A 19702-nucleotide genomic window follows, 5' to 3' on the forward strand; every position below is an offset into this window, starting at 1 on the left:
CCAGGAAATAGCAATATGTCGATTGGTGGCCGGACTCATCCGCGAAGGTCAGCCGTACGTACTGCTTGCCGCCAGCACGTGTCGACGGGGTCCGGTTACGGACCGGCACAGGCACGCCGACGCAAGGAGGGTACGCATGCTCGCTACCAGCGGGAGATTTCCGTGGCGCCGCCTGTGGGTTGCCGCGGTCGCAGCGATAGCAGTGCTTCTGATCGACCCGCAGATGGCCCGCGCCGAGCCGGCCGTCCCGGTCCCGCCCAACAACCTGCTCTCCGACGCGGCCAAGGGTGAACTGGCGGCTGCGGACGAGGACCTGGTGGTCAAGGTCCGGCTGGCCGGCTTGTGGGAGATCCCGGCCGGCGAGATGGCCCAGGAGAAGTCCAACGACCGCCGGGTGCGGCAGATCGGCGCGGACATCGCCGAGCAGCACGCCGAACTGGACAAGCTGGCCCGGGACGCGGCCAAAAAGCTGAAGATCGAGCTGCCCGACGAGCCCAACGCCGACCAGAAGAAGTGGCTGACCGAGATGGAGGAGGCGGCCAAGGGCAAGGAGTTCGACCAGGTCTTCATCGACCGGCTGCGGGCCGCGCACGGCAAGATCTTCCCGGCGATCGCGACGGTGCGCACCAGCACCCGCAACGACGCCGTGCGGCTGCTGGCGCAGCAGGCGAACCAGTTCGTGATGACCCACCTGACGCTGCTGGAGAGCAGCGGCATCGTCGACTACCAGTCCCTGCCCAAGGCGCCCGACCCGAACGCCGCCGCGCCGGCGCCGGCCGGCGGGCAGGTGCTGGCGTCCAGCAGCACGAACCCGTCGCTGCCCGCGATCATGCCGCTGCTGGTCGCGGCGCTGGGCATCGGGCTGGTCGGCGGCATCTTCGCCACCTGGCGGACGATGAGCTACCGCCGCCGGCAGCAACGGGCCCGCCTGGGCTTCTGACCCAGGCGCCGCGCAGATTGAGCCGCCGCGCAGAATGAGCGCATGCGTGGTGTGACCGGCCGGGACGTCGAGCGGGCCGGGGCCGAGATGGTCCGGGTGCTCGCGCCGCACGTCGAGCGGGACTGGGATGTCCCGGCCGGTGGGCTCGACTGGAGTTGCTGGCAGACGGCGGCGCACGTGGCGCACGACCTCGCCGCCTACGCCGGCCAGTTTGCCGCCCGGGCCGGCGACGCCTATCTGCCGTACGACCTGGAGGTCCGCGCCGGCACCCCGCCCGCACAGGTGCTGCGGGTGATCGAGGGATGCGGCCGGATGCTCAGCGACGTCGTGTCGGCCGCGCCGGCCGGGGCCCGGGCGTGGCACTGGGGTCCGACCGACGCGGCCGGGTTCGCGGCGATGGGCGTCAGCGAGACGCTCGTGCACACCTGGGATGTCACGCGGGGCCTGGCGATCGACTGGGAACCGCCGGCCGGCTTGGCCGCGGCGGTGCTCGCGCGTCTGTTTCCGAACGCACCGGAGGCTGCGCCCGGTGCGGCGCTGCTGTGGTGCACCGGGCGCATCGCTCTGCCCGACCGCCCCCGCCTGACGTCCTGGGTGATGAAGGCGGCGGCCGGGTGACCGGTCAGGTCAGGCAGACCCGGCCCGGGTTGAAGCCGAACACCGGCTGATCACGGACGATCTCGACGCCGGGTGCCAGGCCGAAGTTGGGGGAACCGCCGACGCAGTATGGCGTCTCGGTCTGGTTGGTGATGGCGGCCATGTCGGCGCCACCGGGGAAATCGTGCGACTGGCCCTCGGGAACCCAGATGATGGTGCCCTTGGCCAGGGCGATGCAGACGTACCCCTTGTCGCAGGGCACGGTGGCGGCGGCCGCGGCGGACGCGGCCGGGAGCAGGGCTGCGGCGGCTGCCAGGACGGTGCCGACCGCGATGCGCTTGAACAATGTGGACATCGTGAAACCCCCGTTACAGCGACGTGTCAAAGACGATAACAAAACCAAGGGGGTACGAGGTGCCCGAAGTGGACGGTGTACGTGCCATCTGGCGGCTGGATCTCGGCGCGGTGATCGGCAAGGGCACCTGGTCGGTCCGGCGCGCCGGCACGGCGTACGTGCTCAAGCTCTTGATCGGGGATTGGCGCTATCAACTGCGGGTCGCGAAGGCGCTGCGGGAACTGGGCTGGCCGACGCCGGAACCGGCCGAGGAGCCGCTGATCCGCGACGACGGGGCCTGGGTGCTGTTCCACCGGCTGCCGGGGCGGCACGAGGAGCCGGCCGACCGGGATCGCGGGCGCCTGCTCGCCGAACTCCACGCGGACGCGCGGGCCACCGGCATCACCGAGCAGCGGGCCGGCTTCCGCGGGCCGGCTGAGGTGGTGGCCGACCCGGCGCTGGAGCGGTCGCTGCGCGGCTACGGGCGGACCCACCCGGACGAGGCGCGCGAACTGCTGGCCGCCCGGGACGACACCGTTGCCTGGTTCGCCGGGCACGCCGGCATCGACGCGCCGCGCAGCGTGATCCACGGGGACTTCACGCCGTGGAACCTGCTCTATCAGAACGGGCGGCTGTCCGGGCTGGTCGACTTCGAGGGCACCCATCACACGTACCAGGTCGCCGATTTTGCCCTGTCCTGGCGTGGTTACCGGGACGACGTGCTGCGCGGCTACGACGAGGTGCGGCCGCTCGCCGAGGTGGAGTGGGCGCTGATCCGGCCGGTGTACGTGGCCTGGCTGTTCCTCGGCGTCGCCGGGCCGGTGGCCGACCTCAGCTGGCAGGTCGCCCACCTGCGCAAACACTCGGCACTGCTGGACGGGCGGAAGTCTTCCTAGCCGATATACCTTCGCGTCCGATATATTGCGCCGCGTGGAGACACCGCTGCGCGAACCGACATTTCTGATACTCACCGCCCTGGCCGGCGAACCGCTGCACGGCTACGGCCTGATCGCCGAGGTGGGCCGGCTGTCCGACGGGCGCATCGCGCTGCGGCCCGGCACCCTGTACGGCGCGCTCGACCGGCTGGTCGACGCCGGCCTGGTCGAGACCGACCGCGAGGAAGTGGTCGACGGCCGGTTGCGCCGCTACTACCGGCTGTCCGGCGCGGGCGGCGAAATCCTGGCCGCGGAAACCGAACGGATGCGCCGCAACGTCGAGGCCGCCACGGTCCGGCTGCGCCTGATCGAGGGGCTGGCATGACCGCCTGCACCGAGCGGCACCCAGCCGCACCGGCGGACGGCGCCGCAGGCGAGGGCCAGAAGGGCATGCCCAAGGAGGACACAGCATGACCGACCTGGAACGCCGCTACCTGCGCCTGATCCGGCTCTGCTACCCGGCCGGCTACCGGCTGGACCGTGGGGCCGAGATCGCCGGCACCTACCTCGACCTGGCCGGGCCGGACCGACGCTGGCCGTCCGTCGCCGACGTCGCCGACCTGGTCCGCGGCGGCCTGCGGCAGCGGGTGCGCGCCACCGGGCACACCGGCCTGGTGCCGGGCGTGCGTCTCGCCGCGCTGCTGGCGCTGATCGCGGTGGCCGTGCTGGCCACCGGCGGCACGATGCTGGAGCTGCACCCGTACCCGGTCGACTGGGGAGTGCCGCCGGTCGGTCCGTTCGCCACGCTCGGCTTCGGCGTCTGGGTGACCTGGCTGCTCGCGGTGGCCGTGTTCGCGGTGGCGCCGGGCCGGGCGACCCGGGTCGCGGTGGCCGTCGCGCTGCTGCTCACCGTCGCGGTGGTGCCGGTGAGCGGGCTGAGCGGGCAGAACCGGCCGGCGCTGTCCGTGCTACTGGCCCAGGCCGCGCTGGGTGTGGTGGCGCTGGGGCTGGCCGACCGGGTGCCGCTGCCCTGGCGGCTGCTGCCGGTCGCGGCCGCGGCCGCGACCGTGGGGGTGTTGTGGCGTGCCGACTTCCCGGTCGGCTACTACGGCAACGCCGTGGGCCGGGTGCTGCCGGCCGTCGCGGTGGCGCTGCTGCTGGTGGCGATGCTGGCCGGCGCCGGGCTGGCAGTCCGGGGCGACCACCGCGGCGGGTGGACGCTGCTGGTGTTGCTCGGCCCGGCCGGAATGCTGGCGCTGGAGCCGCTGTCGGTCGGCCTGCAGCCGACCGCGCACACCTGGGCGGGCCTGGCGACCACGGCCGTCATCGTCGCGGTGATCGCACCGGCGTTGCTGGCAGTGGCTGTCACCGGCCGCCGCCGCCTCAAGGCCGCCCGCTGTCCCGAGTGTGGGCGGTCCGTACTCTGACCGCATGCTTCCTCGTCGATCCCGGGCCACTCGTGACTGACCGGTTGTCGCGGGTGGCCCGCTGGTGTCACCGGGTGGTGGAGTCGCGCGCGTTCGACGTGACCATCGTCGTCATGATCGGGGCGAACGCCATCCTGCTGGCGGTGGAGACCTACCCGTACCCGGAATCGGCGCAGCCGCTGCTGCACGGGCTGGAGTGGTTCTTCCGGCTGGTGTTCGTGGCCGAGATCGTGATCCGGATCCTGGCGTACGGCCGGCGGCCCCAGGACTTCTTCAAGCACGGCTGGAACGTCTTCGACTTCGTGGTGATCGCCGCGGTGTTCATCCCGGGCCTGCACGGTGACACGGCGGCGCTGCGGGTCATCCGGATGGCCCGGGTGGTGCGGCTGGTGCGTTTCTCGCCCGGTCTGCGCACCATTCTGGCGGCGCTGCTGCGCAGCCTGCCGGGGGTCGGTGGCTTTCTCGCGCTCACCCTCGTCACGCTTTACGTGTACGGGATGACCGGCTGGCTGATCTTCGGCCCGTCCGACCCGGAGCAGTACGGGACGCTGGGCCGCGCGGTGCTGACGCTGTTCGTGCTGCTGTCCCTGGAGACGCTGCCCGACCTGATCGCCAAGGGTCTCGAGCTGTCGCCGTGGACCCTCCTCTACTACGTCAGCTACGTGCTGATCACCGTGAATCTCCTGATCAACATTCTGATCGCGGTCATCGTCAACTCGATGGAGGAGGCCCGCCGGCTGGAACTGACCGAACACCTCGCCACCGACGAGGACCGCGACGGCATCCCCGACGAGATCGACCGCATCATGATCAGCCAGCGCCTGGACGACCTGCGCACGGTGATCACCGAACTGGAACGCGAACTCCGCATCGACCGCGACGAGGGCCGGACGCGTACGTGAAACGCTTGGTCTTTGCGGTGTTGGTGCTGGTCGTGGCCGTGGCCGGCATCCTCCATGTGCGCCGCGAACGGGAGTGGGCACACGGCGGCGCCGGGATCGACGTCTCGGTGGACGCCGTGGTCGCCACCGCGCAGACCTTCGACGACACGGTGGTCCGCTTCGGTGTGCCGCCGGGCGAGGCGGTCCGCTACGTCGGGGCGGCGCAGTCTCTGGTGGTCCGGGTGCGCTGGAGCGGCGTGCAGCCGGCCGGCGGCTGGTTCCAGGTGATGGTGCTGGACAAGCGCGTCAATCCGGGCCGGCTGCTGACCGTGGACAGCAGCTGGAGCAGCGAGGGCGCCAGCGGCGGAAACTGGGCGGGAACGTACGAGATCCTGGCCGAGAGATACGACTGGCTGGGCGGGGTAGCGGAGGAGTTGTATGTGGACGCAGACGGCTGGAACCACCAGCCGACCGCTGCCGCGTCCGCACCGGCCACCGAGTCCGGCACGATGACCGCCTGGTACCGCCAGATCCGGCGCGGACAGCACCCCCGCCACGGCGAGCCGCAGCCGCCCGACGACACGATCCCGATCACCGACCCGGCGAAGGACACCCTGGTCGCCATGGTGTTCGTCGACGAGGAGGGGGAGGTGCGCTGGGCCAGGCGAATATTCGGCTAGTAGTGGTTCAGCAACGACAGATCCGCCTGTCCCGCCGTGCCCGACCTCGCGCCGCCCGTTTGTGCGCCCCGCGTTCCTGCCGCTGCCTCGCAACAGATCTGTGGTCGGGGCGGCTTGCGTTGACCTTGGCGGGCACTCGCCCGGTTTGGGGAGAATGTCCGGTCAAGGACTGCTGGGGAGAGCGGATCGTGGAAGGTGGCGGCGGCTACCGGCGGTAGATGCGGATGTAGTCGACCAGCATGGTCTGCGGGAACGGGACCGTGTCGTCCGGGGTGGTTGAGAAACTGCCGCCCACCGCGACGTTGAGCAGCAGATAGAAGTCGTGGTCGAAGGGCCAAGGGCGGTCGTCGGGGGTGACCGTGGCGTACTCGGCGTCGTCCAGGTACCAGGTGATCCGGCCGGGCTCCCATAACACCGCGTATACGTGGAAATCCTCGGTCAGGTCGGCGCCGGACCGGTGGGCGTGGGTGCGGCCGTGCTCGCCCGCATAGCCGGGGCCGTGGATCGTGCCGTGCACCGCGTGCGGGTCGGTGCCGAAGTTCTCCATCACGTCGATCTCGCCGCAGGCCGGCCAGCCGGTTTCGTCGATGTTCTGGCCCAGCATCCAGAAGCACGGCCAGACGCCTCGGGGCAGGCGGATGCGGGCGCGCACCAGGCCGTAGGTGAACGTCATCCGGTCTTTGGAGATCAAACGCGCAGAGGTGTACGGGTGGGGACCGGTCGACCGGTGGACCGTGATCGCCAGGTGGCCCGACCCGTCCAGGGCTGCGTTGACTTCCGTGTAGTTCTGGAGTTCGTTGTTGCCCCAGCCGCCGCCGCCCAGTTCGGGCCGCCAGGTGGCCGGGTCGGGTGGGGCGCCGGCCGGGCCGTCGAACTCGTCCGACCACGCGAGGTGCCAGCCCGATAGATCCATCCGGGCAGGTTACCGGCGGCGCGGGCCGCGGCCGGCGGTCACCCGGCACCGACCGGGACCGCACCGCGATGGTGGACGCGCAGAACCGCGCGTTCGGCGGCGACCGGACTCCGTCCGGGGCCGACGTCGACCGGCTCGGTCGCCTGCAGAGCGGCGGCGGCGTCGCGGGCTGGCCGGCCGCCTCTACATCGGGATGAGTCCTATGCTCGGCTGATGCTCATCGCAACGGAACGGCTCGTCCTGCGGCGTTTCCGGACGGCCGACGCGCCGGTGCTGGCCGAGTACCGGTCCGACCCGGACGTGGCGCGCTACCAGTCGTGGGACGCGCCGTTCCCGATGCTGCGGGCGGAGACCGCGGTGGCCAATTTCATCGCCTCCGACCCGGACAAGCCGGGCTGGTTCCAGTACGCCGTGGAGCGCACCGCCGACCGGACCCTGATCGGCGACGTGGCGGTGCACCTGCACGACAACCTGATGCAGGCCGAGATCGGGTTCACGCTGGCCGCCCCGTACCAGAAACGGGGTTATGCCACCGAGGCCGTCGGCGCCGTGCTGGACCGGCTGTTCCACGAGCAGGGCCTGCACAAGGTCACCGGCGAGTGCGACGCCCGCAACACGGCGTCGGCGGCGCTGCTGGAACGGCTCGGCTTCACCCGCGAGGGACTGCTGCGGCAGCAGACCTTCATCAAGGACGAGTGGACCGACGACCTGCTCTACGGCCTGCTCGCGACGGAGTGGCGGCCCCGTTAGGGATTCAGCCCGCTGCGGTGGGCGATCGCGACCAACTGGGCGCGGCTGTTCGCGCCCAGTTTGGTCAAGATCCGGCTCACGTACGTGCGGACCGTCTCGGGGCTGAGCCGCAGTTCCCGGGCCACCGTGGCGTTGTCGTCGCCGCGGGCCACGGCGGCCAGCACCTCGCGTTCCCGGTCGGTGAGCCGGTCGATCCGCGGGTCGGCCAGCGGCGCCGGGGTGGCGGCGGCCCGGGCCATCACCTGGCGGGCCACCGCGGGGGACAGGGCCGGCTCGCCGCGGGCGGCGGCCCGGACCGCGGACCGCAGTTCGTCCGGGTCGGCGTCCTTGAGCAGGTAGCCGTCGGCGCCGGCCCGTAGCGCGCCGAGCACCTCGGCGTCGGTGTCGAACGTGGTGAGCATCAGCACCGCCACGTCCCGGCACTGCGGGTCGGCGCGGATCTCCCGGGTGGCCTCGACGCCGCCGGTGCCGGGCATCCGGACGTCCATCAGCACCACGGCCGGGCGCAGGCTGCGCACCAGGGACAACGCGGTGGCGCCGTCGGACGCCTCGCCCACCACCTCGATCGGCGGGCCAGCGGGGTCGGGGCCAGCGGGGTCGGGGCGGGGTTCGCCCGTGAGCAGCGCGGCTATCCCGGCCCGGACGATCGACTGGTCGTCGACGAGCAGCACGCGTACCGGATCAGTCATGGTGTCCCCGCAGCGGAAGTGAGGCCGCCACCAGCCAGCCCTCCCGGGCCGGGCCGGCGTCCAGCCGGCCGCCGAGCGCCGTGACCTCGTCGCGAAGCCCGGCCAGCCCGGTGCCCGCCGGATCGGTGTCGCGGTCGGGGGTGCCGTCGTCGGCGACCCGCACCAGCAGCGCGTCGGGGGAGTGCCGCACCTCGACGTCGATGGTCCGGCCGGTCGAGTACCGCATGGCGTTCGTGACCGCCTCGCGCACCAGCCGGAACGCGGTGGCGGACACGGCCGGCTCGGCCACCGGTTCGATGTGCGAGCGCACCGTGAAACCGGCCAGCCGGGCCGACTCGGCGAACTGTTCCAGGTGCTCCACCGACGGCGCCGGCTCGGTGCGCAGATCGCGGACCGCGCCGCGCAGGTCGGTGAGGGCCTGCGACACCGCGGCGGCGACCTGGTCGAGCGCGGCGCGGGTGGCGGCCGGGTCGCGGGCGGCCTCCTGCCGGGCCACGTTGGTGTGGATCGCGGCCACCGTGAGGGTGTGCCCGATCGAGTCGTGCAGTTCGCGGGACAGCGCCTGCCGGTGTTCGCCGATCCGGCGCTCGGCGGCCATCGCGACCTGGCGGCTCATCAGCGCGTCGATCCGGCGCCGGGCCCGCACCAGCTCGCCGAGTGCCACGGCCGCGGCCATCAGGGCCAGGTGCCCGATTGCCTCGTACAGCACCACGTAGCGGAAGTCCTGGCCGTCGAGCAGGCGGAAGGTGGCCGACACGGTCAGCACCACGCCGCCCGCGGCGATCGCGGCGCGGCGGTGACCGGCCTCGGCGGCGGAGAACAGCGCGGCCGCCACCGGCACGGCCACCCCGATCGCCGGGTAACCGGCCGCGTAGTACGCGAACATGCCCAGCACGGTGAGCGCCAGCACGCCCCGCGGGTACCGGCGCCGCCAGAGCATCAGGGCGCCGAGCGCGACCGCCCAGACGTAGGCCCCGGCGTCCGGGGTGCCGGCCTGCCCGGCGCTGACCACCAGCGCCAGCACCGCCGCGACGCCCACCGCCATCGTCGCGTCCTGCCTGGTCATCCCTCGATGTTAGGAGGGTAGGAGGGGCGGCGCGTACGTCGAAAAGCGATTCGGGTGGTCGCTTCCCGGGGAATTTCGCGGCCGCCGTTCCGCCCTACCGTTTCCGGCATGACCGAAAAGCTGGGACTTCCCGCCATCACCGTCGTGGGGCTCGGGCTGCTGGCCGCCCCCCGCGTCGTCCTGCACGACCTCGACCTGATCCACGAGGGCACGTTCGTGAACGCGCTGTTCGTGTTCGTTCCGCTGCTGATCTGGATCGCGGTGGCGGTCTGGCGCTCCACCAACCCGTTCGTGTCGATGCTGGCGGCCGGGGGTGTCTACGGCATTTGTCTGGTTGTCGGCCACAACCTGTTCGCCCCGGTGGACGGCCTGTTCCTGCGCGCCGCGATGTCGGTGAGCAGCATCTTCACCGGCATCGCGGTCGGCATCGTGTGCGGCGCTGTGGCCTGGGGAATCAGGCGGGTTCTGCCGTCGTCGGGTCGGCGCGCAGCCACACCGCGCCCAGCGGCGGGACCCGCAGCGACACCGAAGCGTTGAAGCCGTGCCAGGGGCGCGCCTCGGCCTCGACCTGGCCGAGGTTGCCCACCCCGGAGCCGCCGTACAGGGCGCTGTCCGTGTTGATCACCTCGTGCCAGGTGCCGGTGCGCGGCACGCCGATGCGGTAGCCCTCGAACGGGACGGCGGCGAAGTTGACGACGCAGACCAGCGGCTCGCCGTCCTCGGCGTACCGGATGAACGAGAAGGTGTTGTGCTGGCTGTCCTCGCTGGTGATCCAGCGGAACCCGTTCGGCGACGTGTCCTGCGTCCACAGCGCCGGGGTCTCCTTGTACACCCGGTTCAGGTCCTTGACCAGGCCGTGCAGCCCACCGAACGCGGGGTTGTCGAGCAGCGCCCAGTCGAGCCCGCGCTCCTCGCTCCACTCCTGCATGTCGCCCAGTTCGCTGCCCATGAACAGCAACTGCTTACCGGTGAACGCCCACATGAAGCCGAGCAGCGCGCGGGTGTTGGCGAGTTTCTGCCACTCGTCGCCGGGCATCTTGCCGGCCAGCGAGCCCTTGCCGTGCACGACCTCGTCGTGGCTGATCGGCAGGATGTAGTTCTCGCTCCACGCGTACACGGTGGCGAAGGTCATCTGGTGGTGGTGCCACTGCCGGTAGATCGGCTCCTTCTCCATGTAGGTCAAGGTGTCGTTCATCCAGCCCATGTTCCATTTGAAACCGAAACCCAGGCCGCCCAGGTGCGTCGGCCGGGTGACGCCGGGCCACGCGGTCGACTCCTCGGCCGCCGTGATCACGCCGGGGTTGGTCTTGTAGACGGTCGCGTTCATCTCCTGGAGGAAGCTGATCGCGTCCAGGTTTTCCCGGCCGCCGTACTGGTTCGGCGTCCACTCGCCGTCCTTGCGGGAGTAGTCCAGGTAGAGCATCGAGGCGACCGCGTCCACCCGCAGGCCGTCGGCGTGGAACTCCTCGCACCAGTACAGCGCGTTGGCCACCAGGAAGTTGCGCACCTCCTTGCGGCCGTAGTCGAACACGAACGTGCCCCAGTCCGGGTGCTCGCCGCGCCGCCAGTCGCCGTGCTCGTAGAGGGGCGTGCCGTCGAACCGGGCCAGCGCCCACTCGTCCTTGGGGAAGTGCGCCGGCACCCAGTCCAGGATCACGCCGATGCCGGCCTGGTGCAGCTTGTCGACCAGGTGCCGGAACTCGTCCGGACTGCCGAACCGGGAGGTCGGCGCGAAGTAGCCGCTGACCTGGTAGCCCCATGAGCCGCCGAACGGGTGCTCCATCACCGGCATCAGCTCGACGTGGGTAAAACCAAGATCGACCACGTACGCGGTGAGCTGCTCGGCGAGTTCGAGGTAGGAGAGCCCGGGCCGCCACGAACCGAGGTGCACCTCGTACACGCTCATGGCTTCCTGGTGCCAGTGCCGCGAGGCCCGCTCGCGCATCCACTCGGCGTCCTGCCACTCGTAGGTGGATGCGAAGACGACCGACGCGGTGGCCGGCGGGACCTCGGTGTGCTGGGCCAGCGGGTCGGCGTGCTCGCGCCACACCCCGTCCCGGCCGAGGATCTTGAACTTGTACTTGGTGCCGACGTGCGCGTTCGGCACGAACAGCTCCCAGATGCCGCTGCTGCCCAGCGAGCGCATCGGCCAGCCGTCGTACGGGCCCCAGCCGGCGAAGTCACCGATCACCTGCACGCCGCGGGCGCTCGGCGCCCACACCGCGAAGCCCACGCCGGTGCCGCGCGGCTGCGCGCCCAGCACCTTCCACAGCTTCTCGTGCCGGCCCTCACCGATCAGGTGCAGGTCGAGTTCGCCGAGGGTGGGCAGGTGGCGGTACGGGTCGTCGCACTCGGTGCCGTCCACGTCGAGCCGGTAGTCGAGCACAGTGCCGGGCAGTTGGGCGGCGAAGATGCCGTCCGGGTGGACCTTGACCATCTCGGCCCGCTCGCTGCCGGCGATCACCACCACCTTTTCGGCGCCCTTGCGCAGGGTCCGGACGATCGTGCGGTCGGCGGCCGGGTGGGCGCCGAGGATGGCGTGCGGGTCGTGCGTGTCCCCCGACACCACGCTGTTCATGGCGCGCTGGTCGGCGGCGAGCGAGGAGGCGGGGTGGCCGATCACGAGAGGCTCCGTTCCTGGATGTGGCATGAGGCCGGGTCAGCCGACGAGGCGGGCGATGGAGCGCAGCGGAATGCGCAGCCAGCCGGGCCGGTGCCGGGATTCGTACGCGGCCTCGTAGACCGCCTTGTCGAGTTCGTACGCTGCGAGCAGCGCACCGTGCGTCCGCGGGTCGGTGCCGGACGCGTGCGTGTAGCCGTCGCAGAAGGCTTCCCGGTTGCGTTCCACCCATTCCCGGGCCCGGCCGGCCAGGTGCTCCTCGTCGTCCGTGTCGACCAGCAACTGGTAGGCCGCGTATTCGTAGGAGCGCAGCACTCCGGCTACGTCGCGCAGCGGCGAATCCGGCAGCCGGCGTTCGGCGACCGGCATGCCCGGCTCGCCCTCGAAGTCGATCAGCAGCCAGCCCGCGGGCACCCGCAGCACCTGGCCGAGGTGCAGGTCGCCGTGTATCCGCTGCACCGTGACCGGCTCGCCGGTGAGCTCGCGGAACCGCTCCTCGATAGCCGGCACGTACTGCTGGATCTCGGAGACCGCGTTGGCCGCCTGCCGCAGCCGGGCCAGCACCGCGTCCAGCGGGAACGGTGCGGGACCGGCACCCAGTTCAGCGGCCAGGTCGGCGTGCACCGACGCGACCGCCTCGCCGAGCCGGTACGACTCGCCCTGGAAGTCGCCGCCCACCTGGTCGGCGCGCATCTCGGCGTCGGCGAACAGGTCGCGCGCCGAGGCGGTGGCCATCGCCCAGCCCTCGGCCGAGTTCCCGGCGTACTCGGTCACCATGCCCAGCGGGCACGACTCGCCGCCCTCGTGCGTCTCGAACGAGCCGAGCAGCCGCGCCACGTGCGTGTTGCCGCGCCGGCCCAGCACCTGGTTGAGCTCGACGTCCGGGTTGATCCCGCTGGTGACCCGGCGGAAGATCTTGAGGATGGCCTCCTGGCCGTAGATCACGCTGGTGTTGCTCTGCTCGGCGTCGAAGACCCGCGGGTACGCGTCCTCGGACGGGAACGCGACGTCCGGCTCGGTCTGGAACACCACGTCGCCGGTCGACCCGCCGGACGCCACCAGGGCGAGCAGCTTGTGCGCCGAGGCCGGGTCGTAGAGTGCGTCGTAGCCGGTGCGGTTGTCGTCGGTGCCGATCGTGGCGACCGTGCTGAACTCGGCGATCGGGCCGTTGTCCCAGGCCACGATCACCTGGTACCGCTCGGAGCTGCCGTCGGTGTACCCGACGTCGACCAGGATCAGGTCGAGGTCGTCGCCGAGTTTCGTCGACGACGCCTCCTTGACCGACGACAGCGTGCGGGACTTGCCCGCATACCAGCGTTGCTGGGGCAGCCATTCGGCGAAGGGCAGCGTCATTGCTTCTCCTCGGACCTGCACAGCTGGAACCAGTAGAAGCCGTGCCCGGGAAGCGTCAGCAGGTACGGCAGCTGGCCGATGCGCGGGAAGTTCACGTGTCCGGTCAGCTCCACCGGCGTGTGCCCGTTCCAGTGCTGCAGGTTGAGCTCGATCGGTTGCGGGAAGCGGGACAGATTGTTCACGCAGAGCACCACGTCGTCGCCGTCCTCGCGCAGGTAGGCCAGCACCGACGGGTTGGATCCGCCGAGTTCGCGGAAGCTGCCGACGGCGAACGCTTCGTGGCGGCGACGCACGGCCAGCATGGTACGCGTCCAGTTGAGCAGCGAGGTCGAACTGTCCCGCTGCGCCTCGACGTTGACCGCCTGGTAGCCGTACACCGGATCCTGATTGGCCGGTAGATAGAGGCGGCCCGGGTTGGCGGTGGAGAACCCGGCGTTGCGGTCCGGAGTCCACTGCATCGGTGTCCGGACGCCGTCGCGGTCACCCAGCCAGATGTTGTCGCCCATGCCGATCTCGTCGCCGTAGTACAGCACCGGCGAGCCCGGCAGCGACAGCAGCAACGCGGTGAACAGCTCGATCTGGTTGCGGTCGTTCTCCAGCAGCGGAGCCAGCCGGCGGCGGATGCCCACGTTGGCTTTCATCCGCGGATCCTTGGCGTACTCCGAGTACATGTAGTCGCGTTCCTCGTCGGTGACCATCTCGAGGGTCAGCTCGTCGTGGTTACGCAGGAAGATGCCCCACTGGCAGTTGTCCGGGATGGGCGGCGTCTGCGCCAGGATCTCCGAGATCGGGAAGCGGGACTCGCGCCGGACCGCCATGAAGATCCGGGGCATCAGCGGGAAGTGGAACGCCATGTGGCACTCGTCGCCGCCGGAGCGGGCGTCGCCGAAGTACTCGACCACGTCGGCCGGCCACTGGTTGGCCTCGGCCAGCAGCACCCGGCCAGGGAACTCGTCGTCGATCACCTTGCGGCAGTGCTTGAGGAACGCGTGGGTGGCGGGCAGGTTTTCGCAGTTGGTGCCCTCGGCCTCGAACAGGTACGGCACCGCGTCCAGCCGGAAACCGTCGATGCCGAGGTCGAGCCAGAAGCGCAGGACGTCGAGCATCGCCTCCTGCACCGCGGGGTTCTCGTAGTTCAGGTCGGGCTGGTGCGAGAAGAAGCGGTGCCAGAAGAACTGCCGGCGCACCGGGTCGAACGTCCAGTTCGACTCCTCGGTGTCCACGAAGATCACCCGGGCGTCCCGATACCGGTCGCTCGTGTCGCTCCAGACATAGAAGTCGCCGTACGGGCCGTCCGGGTCGCGCCGCGACTCCTGGAACCAGGCGTGCTGGTCGGAGGTGTGGTTCATGACCAGATCGGTGATCACCCGGATGCCGCGCTTGTGCGCCGCGTCGAGCAGGGCGACGAAGTCCTCGACCGTGCCGAACTCGGGCAGCACCCGGTAGAAGTCGCGGATGTCGTAGCCGCCGTCGCGCAGCGGCGAGTCGTAGAAGGGCGGCAGCCAGAGGCAGTCCACCCCGAGCCACTGGAGATAGTCGAGGCGCTCGATCAGGCCGCGCAGGTCGCCGGAGCCGTCCGTGCCGGAGTCGTAGAACGCCCGGACCAGAACCTCGTAGAACACCGCCCGCTGGAACCAGGTCCGGTCGGCGGGCAGCGCACGGGCGTGGCCGAAGTCGTCCGCGGTGGGATGCTCGACCACACCGTCCTCGACGTGGCTGCCGTCGGCCGGATCGTACTGTTCGGCCGCCGGTTCGAGATCGTTCTTCAGGTCCATCAGGTTCCCCACCTACCCACCCGCAGGTATTTGAATCAGTTGCGATGCAGCACGAAGATGTGCGCCGGCTCGACGTGCGGGTCGATCCGGACCGCGTTGTGCTGCCCCCAGTCGTACGTGGCCCCGCTGATCTGGTCGACCACCGTGAACCGCTCGTGCCAGTCCATCCCCAGTGCCGGCATGTCGAGCATGGTGTTGCCCCACTGCACGTTGTTGGAGTCGAACGAGACGATCACCAAAATGGTGTTGCCGGTCTCCTCGTCCCGCTTCGAGAAGCACAGCAGCTCCCCGTTGTCGATCTCGTGGAAACGCAGGTTGCGCAGCCAGTGCAGGGCCGGGTTCTGGGCCCGGATCCGGTTCAGCCGGGTGAGGTACGGCGCCAGCGACCGGCCGGCCCGTTCCGCGCCCGCCCAGTCCCGCGGCCGGAGCTCGAACTTCTCGTTGTCGATGTACTCCTCGGCGCCGGGCCGGGCCACGTGCTCGAAGAGCTCATACCCTGCGTACATGCCCCAGGACGGCGAGAGCATGCTTGCCAGGACGGCGCGAATCTTGAACATCGGGGGGCCGCCGTGCTGCAGCGACTCGTGCAGGATGTCGGGGGTGTTGGGCCAGAAGTTCGGCCGCATCCAGTCGACCGAGGCGATCAGCTGCTCGCAGTACTCGCGCATCTCGTGGGCCGTGGTCCGCCAGGTGAAATACGTGTACGACTGGGTGAAGCCGATCTTGCCGAGCCCGTTCATCATGGCCGGCCGGGTGAACGCCTCGGCCAGAAACAGCACGTCCGGGTCGGTTTCCTTGATCTTGGCGATCAGCCACTGCCAGAAGTTGAGTGCCTTGGTGTGCGGGTTGTCGACCCGGAAGATCTTGACGCCCTGGTCGACCCAGTGGCGCACCACGCGGAGCACCTCGTCGCGCAGGCCGCGGTAGTCGTTGTCCCAGTTCAGCGGGTAGATGTCCTGGTACTTCTTGGGTGGGTTCTCGGCGTACGCGATGGAGCCGTCGGCCCGGGTGGTGAAGAACTGGGGATGTTCGGTCACCCACGGGTGGTCCGGAGCGGCCTGGAGCGCGAGGTCCAGGGCGACCTCGAGGCCGTTCTCCTCGGCGGTGCGGATGAACTGGCGGAAGTCCTCCAGGGTGCCGAGCTCGGGGTTGATGGCGTCGTGGCCGCCCTCGTCCGAGCCGATCGCCCACGGCGAGCCGACGTCGACCGGGCGGGCCACCAGGGTGTTGTTGCGGCCCTTACGGTTGATCTTGCCGATCGGGTGGATCGGCGGCAGGTACAGCACGTCGAAGCCCATGGCCGCGACGGCCGGGATGCGCTCCGCCGCGGTCGCGAAGGTGCCGTGCTTGACCGGGGTGGCGTCCGGGCCGACCTCGGCGCCCTCCGAGCGCGGGAAGAACTCGTACCAGGCGGAGAACAGCGCCTTCTTGCGGTCCACCCAGATCGCGTACGAGCGGGTGGTGGTCACCTGGTGGCGGACCGGGTTGTGCCAGAGCACCTCCTCGAGGTCGAGCGCGGGGGAGACCCGGGCGAACAGCGACTGGCCCTCGTCGCGCAGCGAGGCGGCCGCGGAGCGTACCCGTTCCTCCAGATCGTGCGGAACGATCTTGCTGGCCAGGTCGATCACCTCGGCGCCCTCGGCCAGGTCGTTGGCCAGATCCTCCAGCCCCTGCCCGGCGCCGATCTTCTTGACCACGGCGTCGCGCCAGGTGCGGTACGGGTCGTCGAAAGCCTCGACGGTGAACGTCCACCGGCCCTGGCGGTCGGCACGGATCGCGCCGTGCCACCGGTCGAGCCCCGGAGCCCCGGGCTGGAGCCGGTTGAACGGCTGCGACTCACCGTCGGGATTGCGCAATACCACATTCACGCCCAGGGCGTGGTGTCCTTCGCGATAGGACACCGCGGAAACCGGCACGATCTCACCGACCACCGCCTTGGCCGGATAACGCCCGCAGGACACAGACGGGGTCACGTCTTCGATAGGAAAGCGACCGGTCATGATCTCCACCGTAGTCAGCTGGGCCGGGGCAAGCGCGGCGAAACCAGACCGCCGTCAGGGCATACTTCTCCGCAGTGGAGGCACTGCAAACGGCGGCGTGCCGATGCACTCAAACCTACCGGAGAGCGCTCAGCGGGGCTCGTCCAGGAGCGGTCGTGCGCCCCCGGTGAAAATCCCCAAATCGCTTCCGCGCAGCACGGAATCATGCTTTCCCGGTTTGATCATCGGAATGTTACCGGCCAGCAAAATCACGTTTCCCGTGCGTCGCACCCGCAACACCGGTACCTCGCCGAACAACGGGAGATCGGGGAAAAACGGTACGGGTGGTGGCGCGCTCAATTTGGGTGCTCGCCATCGCCGGCCGGCCATCGGGCCGCCGCTTGGCGGCGTTTCCTGACCTCGGCACCGCGCGCCGGGAGCGCGTCGGTTGCCGTGGGGTGCCATCCCGGTGACCCTGCTCAAGTAGGCACGGGCCGCCGCCGAGGTGTACCCCTGACGCGGGCCGATCGGAGCTTCGCGCAGGAGACCCGAGGAGCACCTGTGGCCGGACCGTCTGTCGAGCTCTCGCCCGTCATCGCGGCGAGCACGCACTGGCTGGCGCGCGCCTACCCGGCGGGTTCGCCGGACACGATCGCGCACACCCTTGCTGAGCTCCAGGCCCGCCAGGCCGTCACGGTCGCCGCGTGGCTGCGCTACCCCACCGAGATGGACGCCGCCCTGGTGGCGATCGCCGGCCCCGGCGGTTCCGCGGTGCTGGACTGGAAGGCCGGCAGCGAGCCCGAGGACGAGGAGGCCGAGGACGAGGGCTGGCGCACCTGGGTCGACGAGGTCGTGGTGAGCTGGGCCGCGTGCCTGCTGGCCGACCCGCTGCTGGCCCGCCGGGGCGTCAACGCGGTCGCCGCGGTCGTCCCCGGCGACGACCGCCCGCGTCCGTACCCGCGCCGCCCCGGCAGCGTGGGCCTGCCCAACGAGTTCCGCCGCCTGCTGACCCCGGACCAGCGCGACCGCGACGCCGCCGTCCTGCTGCGCCACCCCGACCTGCTGGAGCCCATCGCCCAACTGCACCGGGACACGCTGCTCTACCTGCTCGGCGTCGAGCAGCCCCTCGCGGCCTGACGGTCTGTCGACGGCCGGCGCCCCACGCGGGGACGCCGGCCGTCTTTGCTACTCCTCCGGCTTTGTCTAGATCCTCCGCCTTTGTCTAGTCTTCCGCCAGGCGGGCGGGGAAGCCGCCCGTCGCGATCGGTCCCCAGCGGTCGATCGTGATGCGGATCAGCGACTTGCCCTGCTTTCGCATGGCATCGCGGTATTCGTCCCAGTTGGGGTGCTCACCCGAGATGCAGCGGAAGTAGTCGACCAGGGGCTCGAGCGCCTCGGGCAGGTCGAGCACCTCGGCGGTGCCGTCCGCCTGGACCCACGCGCCGCCGAACTCGTCGGACAGCACGCACACCGACACCTGGGGGTTGCGGCGGATGTTGGTGGCCTTGGCGCGGTCGGGGTAGGTCGAGATGACGATCCGGCCCTCGGCGTCGACGCCGCACGTGTTGGGGGACGCCTGCGGGCGGCCGTCCTTGCGCGTGGTCATCAGGATCGCGTGGTGGCGGGGCCGCACGAACTCGAGCAGCCCCTCCCGGTCGACGGTCGTGTTGGTGGCGACGGTGCGCGGCATGAGTCGGCCCTCAGCCCTGCGCGGCCGCGTGGACCTGGATCGCGCCCGGGTCGCCGGCGGCCTGCTCGGCGGTCACCGCGGCGCCGATGATGCCGGCGTTGTTGAGCAGGGTGGCCGGCACGATCGGGGTGCGGATGTCGATCAGCGGGAAGTAGCGGTCGGATTTCTTGCTGACGCCGCCGCCGATGATGAACAGCCGCGGCGAGAGCAGCATCTCGACATGGCGCAGGTATGTCTCGACGCGGGCGGCCCAATCCTCCCAGCTCAGGTCCTCGACCTCGCGGGCCCGGTCGGAGGCGCGCAACTCGGCGTCGAACCCGTCGAGCTCGAGGTGGCCCAGCTCGGTGTTGGGGATCAGCACGCCGTCGAGGAACAGCGCGCTGCCGATGCCGGTGCCGAAGGTCAGCATCATGACCAGCCCCGGGAGCTGCCGGCCGGCCCCGAACGCGACCTCGGCCACGCCCGCCGCGTCGGCGTCGTTGAGCACCGTGACCTGACGGCCCAGCCGCTCGGTGAACAGGCTGGCCGCGGGCGCATCAAGCCATGATTTGTCGACATTTGCGGCCGTACGCGTAACGCCGTCGACCACCACGCCGGGGAAAGTCACGCCCACCCGGTCGAAGCCGTCGAACCCGGCGGCGACCTCGGCCACCGCCTCGACCACGCTGGTCACGTCGCTGGGCTGGGGAGTCGGCACGCGGATCCGCTCGGCGAGCAACTCGCCCGCGATCGTGTCGACCGGTGCCCCCTTGACGCCGGAGCCGCCGATGTCGATGCCGAGAGTGGCCATCCCTGTGTCCCGTCTCTGGTTCTCGTTGTATCCCGCTGTTTACCACGGTGGACCGACATTAAATCCCTCTTGTGCGGCCGCCCGCCACGCGTTCATCCCCCGTTCGACGTGTCGGACTCATACTTTCGGTCAGGTTGGAGTAGGCTCATTGGCTACACGGATACCTGAACGGTCGCCGCGCGCGGGCACGGCTCTCTGCCCGCTGATGGAGGACCTCATGACGCTTACGACGAACCGGCCGGACCGCTCCTCGGTGACCGACAGTGCCACCGATCTGCTGGCCGCCATGGCCGCGACCCCCCTTGACCATCCGTCCCGGCCCGCGCTGCGCGACGGCGCGATC

The 19702-nt window shown here is 70.5% G+C and carries 21 protein-coding genes; 11 read left to right on the forward strand and 10 right to left on the reverse strand.

Annotation, left to right across the window (positions count from 1 at the left end; translation table 11 throughout):
* Positions 1 to 136: 136 nt before the first annotated feature.
* Positions 137 to 940: a DUF4142 domain-containing protein gene (locus tag Ari01nite_RS46665; RefSeq protein ID WP_203790863.1), complete on the forward strand. Its 804-nt coding sequence runs from the start codon at positions 137 to 139 to the stop codon at positions 938 to 940.
* A gap of 42 nt (positions 941 to 982) precedes the next feature.
* Positions 983 to 1558 carry a maleylpyruvate isomerase N-terminal domain-containing protein gene (locus Ari01nite_RS46670; protein WP_307837831.1) on the forward strand — a complete coding sequence of 192 codons (576 nt, stop codon included), beginning with the start codon at positions 983 to 985 and terminating at the stop codon, positions 1556 to 1558.
* A gap of 4 nt (positions 1559 to 1562) precedes the next feature.
* On the opposite strand, the gene Ari01nite_RS46675 is transcribed toward Ari01nite_RS46670, so the two are convergent.
* A complete protein-coding gene (locus tag Ari01nite_RS46675; RefSeq protein WP_203790865.1) occupies positions 1563 to 1892 on the reverse strand; it encodes a hypothetical protein in 330 nt (109 codons plus the stop codon).
* A 68-nt stretch (positions 1893 to 1960) separates the two neighbouring features.
* Between Ari01nite_RS46675 and Ari01nite_RS46680 the strand changes: the two genes are divergently transcribed.
* The 5 genes from Ari01nite_RS46680 to Ari01nite_RS46700 all read left to right on the forward strand — a co-directional run bounded on the left by Ari01nite_RS46680 (position 1961) and on the right by Ari01nite_RS46700 (position 5734).
* The gene (locus Ari01nite_RS46680) at positions 1961 to 2767 is read left to right on the forward strand and encodes a phosphotransferase enzyme family protein (protein WP_203790867.1); all 807 of its coding nucleotides are present in this window, start codon (positions 1961 to 1963) and stop codon (positions 2765 to 2767) included.
* 34 nt (positions 2768 to 2801) lie between these two features.
* The gene (locus Ari01nite_RS46685) at positions 2802 to 3131 is read left to right on the forward strand and encodes a PadR family transcriptional regulator (protein ID WP_203790869.1); all 330 of its coding nucleotides are present in this window, start codon (positions 2802 to 2804) and stop codon (positions 3129 to 3131) included.
* A gap of 85 nt (positions 3132 to 3216) precedes the next feature.
* Positions 3217 to 4173, forward strand: a complete 957-nt coding sequence (locus tag Ari01nite_RS46690; protein WP_203790871.1) for a hypothetical protein — start codon at positions 3217 to 3219, stop codon at positions 4171 to 4173.
* 32 nt (positions 4174 to 4205) lie between these two features.
* Positions 4206 to 5075, forward strand: coding sequence for an ion transporter (locus tag Ari01nite_RS46695; RefSeq protein ID WP_239163621.1), 870 nt, complete (start codon positions 4206 to 4208; stop codon positions 5073 to 5075).
* Positions 5072 to 5734 (forward strand): hypothetical protein, encoded by a 663-nt coding sequence (locus Ari01nite_RS46700; RefSeq protein ID WP_203790873.1) that lies wholly within the window; start codon positions 5072 to 5074, stop codon positions 5732 to 5734. Before Ari01nite_RS46695 ends, Ari01nite_RS46700 begins: the two co-directional genes overlap by 4 nt.
* Positions 5735 to 5939: 205 nt before the next feature.
* On the opposite strand, the gene Ari01nite_RS46705 is transcribed toward Ari01nite_RS46700, so the two are convergent.
* Positions 5940 to 6647 (reverse strand): glycoside hydrolase family 16 protein, encoded by a 708-nt coding sequence (locus tag Ari01nite_RS46705; RefSeq protein ID WP_203790875.1) that lies wholly within the window; start codon positions 6645 to 6647, stop codon positions 5940 to 5942.
* A 68-nt stretch (positions 6648 to 6715) separates the two neighbouring features.
* On the opposite strand from Ari01nite_RS46705, the gene Ari01nite_RS51190 reads away from it, so the two are divergent.
* Both Ari01nite_RS51190 and Ari01nite_RS46710 read left to right on the forward strand, forming a co-directional pair.
* Positions 6716 to 6844 (forward strand): hypothetical protein, encoded by a 129-nt coding sequence (locus tag Ari01nite_RS51190; protein WP_275410945.1) that lies wholly within the window; start codon positions 6716 to 6718, stop codon positions 6842 to 6844.
* 16 nt (positions 6845 to 6860) lie between these two features.
* Complete coding sequence (locus tag Ari01nite_RS46710; protein ID WP_203790877.1) at positions 6861 to 7397, forward strand: GNAT family N-acetyltransferase; 537 nt, start codon at positions 6861 to 6863, stop codon at positions 7395 to 7397.
* Here the strand turns inward: Ari01nite_RS46710 and Ari01nite_RS46715 are convergent.
* Positions 7394 to 8086 (reverse strand): response regulator, encoded by a 693-nt coding sequence (locus Ari01nite_RS46715; RefSeq protein ID WP_203790879.1) that lies wholly within the window; start codon positions 8084 to 8086, stop codon positions 7394 to 7396. The two genes, Ari01nite_RS46710 and Ari01nite_RS46715, sit on opposite strands and share 4 nt — an antisense overlap.
* On the reverse strand, positions 8079 to 9152 hold the full coding sequence (locus tag Ari01nite_RS46720) for a sensor histidine kinase (RefSeq protein WP_203790881.1): 1074 nt from the start codon (positions 9150 to 9152) through the stop codon (positions 8079 to 8081). Before Ari01nite_RS46720 ends, Ari01nite_RS46715 begins: the two co-directional genes overlap by 8 nt.
* A 108-nt stretch (positions 9153 to 9260) precedes the next feature.
* Between Ari01nite_RS46720 and Ari01nite_RS46725 the strand changes: the two genes are divergently transcribed.
* Positions 9261 to 9689, forward strand: coding sequence for a hypothetical protein (locus tag Ari01nite_RS46725; protein ID WP_203790883.1), 429 nt, complete (start codon positions 9261 to 9263; stop codon positions 9687 to 9689).
* Here the strand turns inward: Ari01nite_RS46725 and glgB are convergent.
* From glgB to Ari01nite_RS46745, 4 genes are all read right to left on the reverse strand, one after another.
* Positions 9607 to 11730: a 1,4-alpha-glucan branching protein GlgB gene (gene glgB, locus Ari01nite_RS46730; protein WP_203790904.1), complete on the reverse strand. Its 2124-nt coding sequence runs from the start codon at positions 11728 to 11730 to the stop codon at positions 9607 to 9609. The genes Ari01nite_RS46725 and glgB overlap by 83 nt on opposite strands.
* Before the next feature lie 81 nt (positions 11731 to 11811).
* On the reverse strand, positions 11812 to 13125 hold the full coding sequence (locus tag Ari01nite_RS46735; protein ID WP_203790885.1) for a maltokinase N-terminal cap-like domain-containing protein: 1314 nt from the start codon (positions 13123 to 13125) through the stop codon (positions 11812 to 11814).
* Complete coding sequence (gene treS / locus Ari01nite_RS46740; RefSeq protein ID WP_203790887.1) at positions 13122 to 14900, reverse strand: maltose alpha-D-glucosyltransferase; 1779 nt, start codon at positions 14898 to 14900, stop codon at positions 13122 to 13124. The genes Ari01nite_RS46735 and treS overlap by 4 nt, the downstream gene beginning before the upstream one ends.
* Positions 14901 to 14935: 35 nt before the next feature.
* Positions 14936 to 16900, reverse strand: a complete 1965-nt coding sequence (locus Ari01nite_RS46745; protein ID WP_203790888.1) for an alpha-1,4-glucan--maltose-1-phosphate maltosyltransferase — start codon at positions 16898 to 16900, stop codon at positions 14936 to 14938.
* 540 nt (positions 16901 to 17440) lie between these two features.
* Here Ari01nite_RS46745 and Ari01nite_RS46750 point away from each other — a divergent pair.
* Complete coding sequence (locus Ari01nite_RS46750; RefSeq protein WP_203790890.1) at positions 17441 to 18016, forward strand: hypothetical protein; 576 nt, start codon at positions 17441 to 17443, stop codon at positions 18014 to 18016.
* 85 nt (positions 18017 to 18101) lie between these two features.
* On the opposite strand, the gene Ari01nite_RS46755 is transcribed toward Ari01nite_RS46750, so the two are convergent.
* Both Ari01nite_RS46755 and ppgK read right to left on the reverse strand, forming a co-directional pair.
* Entirely contained in the window at positions 18102 to 18569 is a 468-nt protein-coding gene (locus Ari01nite_RS46755) for a PPOX class F420-dependent oxidoreductase (RefSeq protein ID WP_203790892.1), read from the reverse strand.
* A 10-nt stretch (positions 18570 to 18579) separates the two neighbouring features.
* A complete protein-coding gene (ppgK, locus tag Ari01nite_RS46760) occupies positions 18580 to 19359 on the reverse strand; it encodes a polyphosphate--glucose phosphotransferase (RefSeq protein ID WP_203790895.1) in 780 nt (259 codons plus the stop codon).
* Positions 19360 to 19702 lie beyond the last annotated feature (343 nt).

It is taken from the genome of Paractinoplanes rishiriensis, assembly GCF_016862375.1.
GTDB lineage: Bacteria > Actinomycetota > Actinomycetes > Mycobacteriales > Micromonosporaceae > Actinoplanes > Actinoplanes rishiriensis.

Bases quoted from the DNA above. Each gene is read 5' to 3' on its own strand.
- Ari01nite_RS46715 (WP_203790879.1), bottom strand. From the start codon at position 8,086: ATGACTGATCCGGTACGCGTGCTGCTCGTCGACGACCAGTCGATCGTC.
- Ari01nite_RS46705 (WP_203790875.1), bottom strand. From the start codon at position 6,647: ATGGATCTATCGGGCTGGCACCTCGCGTGGTCGGACGAGTTCGACGGC.
- Ari01nite_RS46710 (WP_203790877.1), top strand. From the start codon at position 6,861: ATGCTCATCGCAACGGAACGGCTCGTCCTGCGGCGTTTCCGGACGGCC.
- Ari01nite_RS51190 (WP_275410945.1), top strand. From the start codon at position 6,716: ATGGTGGACGCGCAGAACCGCGCGTTCGGCGGCGACCGGACTCCGTCC.
- Ari01nite_RS46670 (WP_307837831.1), top strand. From the start codon at position 983: ATGCGTGGTGTGACCGGCCGGGACGTCGAGCGGGCCGGGGCCGAGATG.
- Ari01nite_RS46690 (WP_203790871.1), top strand. From the start codon at position 3,217: ATGACCGACCTGGAACGCCGCTACCTGCGCCTGATCCGGCTCTGCTAC.
- Ari01nite_RS46755 (WP_203790892.1), bottom strand. From the start codon at position 18,569: ATGCCGCGCACCGTCGCCACCAACACGACCGTCGACCGGGAGGGGCTG.
- ppgK (WP_203790895.1), bottom strand. From the start codon at position 19,359: ATGGCCACTCTCGGCATCGACATCGGCGGCTCCGGCGTCAAGGGGGCA.
- Ari01nite_RS46675 (WP_203790865.1), bottom strand. From the start codon at position 1,892: ATGTCCACATTGTTCAAGCGCATCGCGGTCGGCACCGTCCTGGCAGCC.
- Ari01nite_RS46720 (WP_203790881.1), bottom strand. From the start codon at position 9,152: ATGACCAGGCAGGACGCGACGATGGCGGTGGGCGTCGCGGCGGTGCTG.
- glgB (WP_203790904.1), bottom strand. From the start codon at position 11,730: ATGAACAGCGTGGTGTCGGGGGACACGCACGACCCGCACGCCATCCTC.
- Ari01nite_RS46735 (WP_203790885.1), bottom strand. From the start codon at position 13,125: ATGACGCTGCCCTTCGCCGAATGGCTGCCCCAGCAACGCTGGTATGCG.
- Ari01nite_RS46725 (WP_203790883.1), top strand. From the start codon at position 9,261: ATGACCGAAAAGCTGGGACTTCCCGCCATCACCGTCGTGGGGCTCGGG.
- treS (WP_203790887.1), bottom strand. From the start codon at position 14,900: ATGGACCTGAAGAACGATCTCGAACCGGCGGCCGAACAGTACGATCCG.
- Ari01nite_RS46745 (WP_203790888.1), bottom strand. From the start codon at position 16,900: ATGACCGGTCGCTTTCCTATCGAAGACGTGACCCCGTCTGTGTCCTGC.
- Ari01nite_RS46665 (WP_203790863.1), top strand. From the start codon at position 137: ATGCTCGCTACCAGCGGGAGATTTCCGTGGCGCCGCCTGTGGGTTGCC.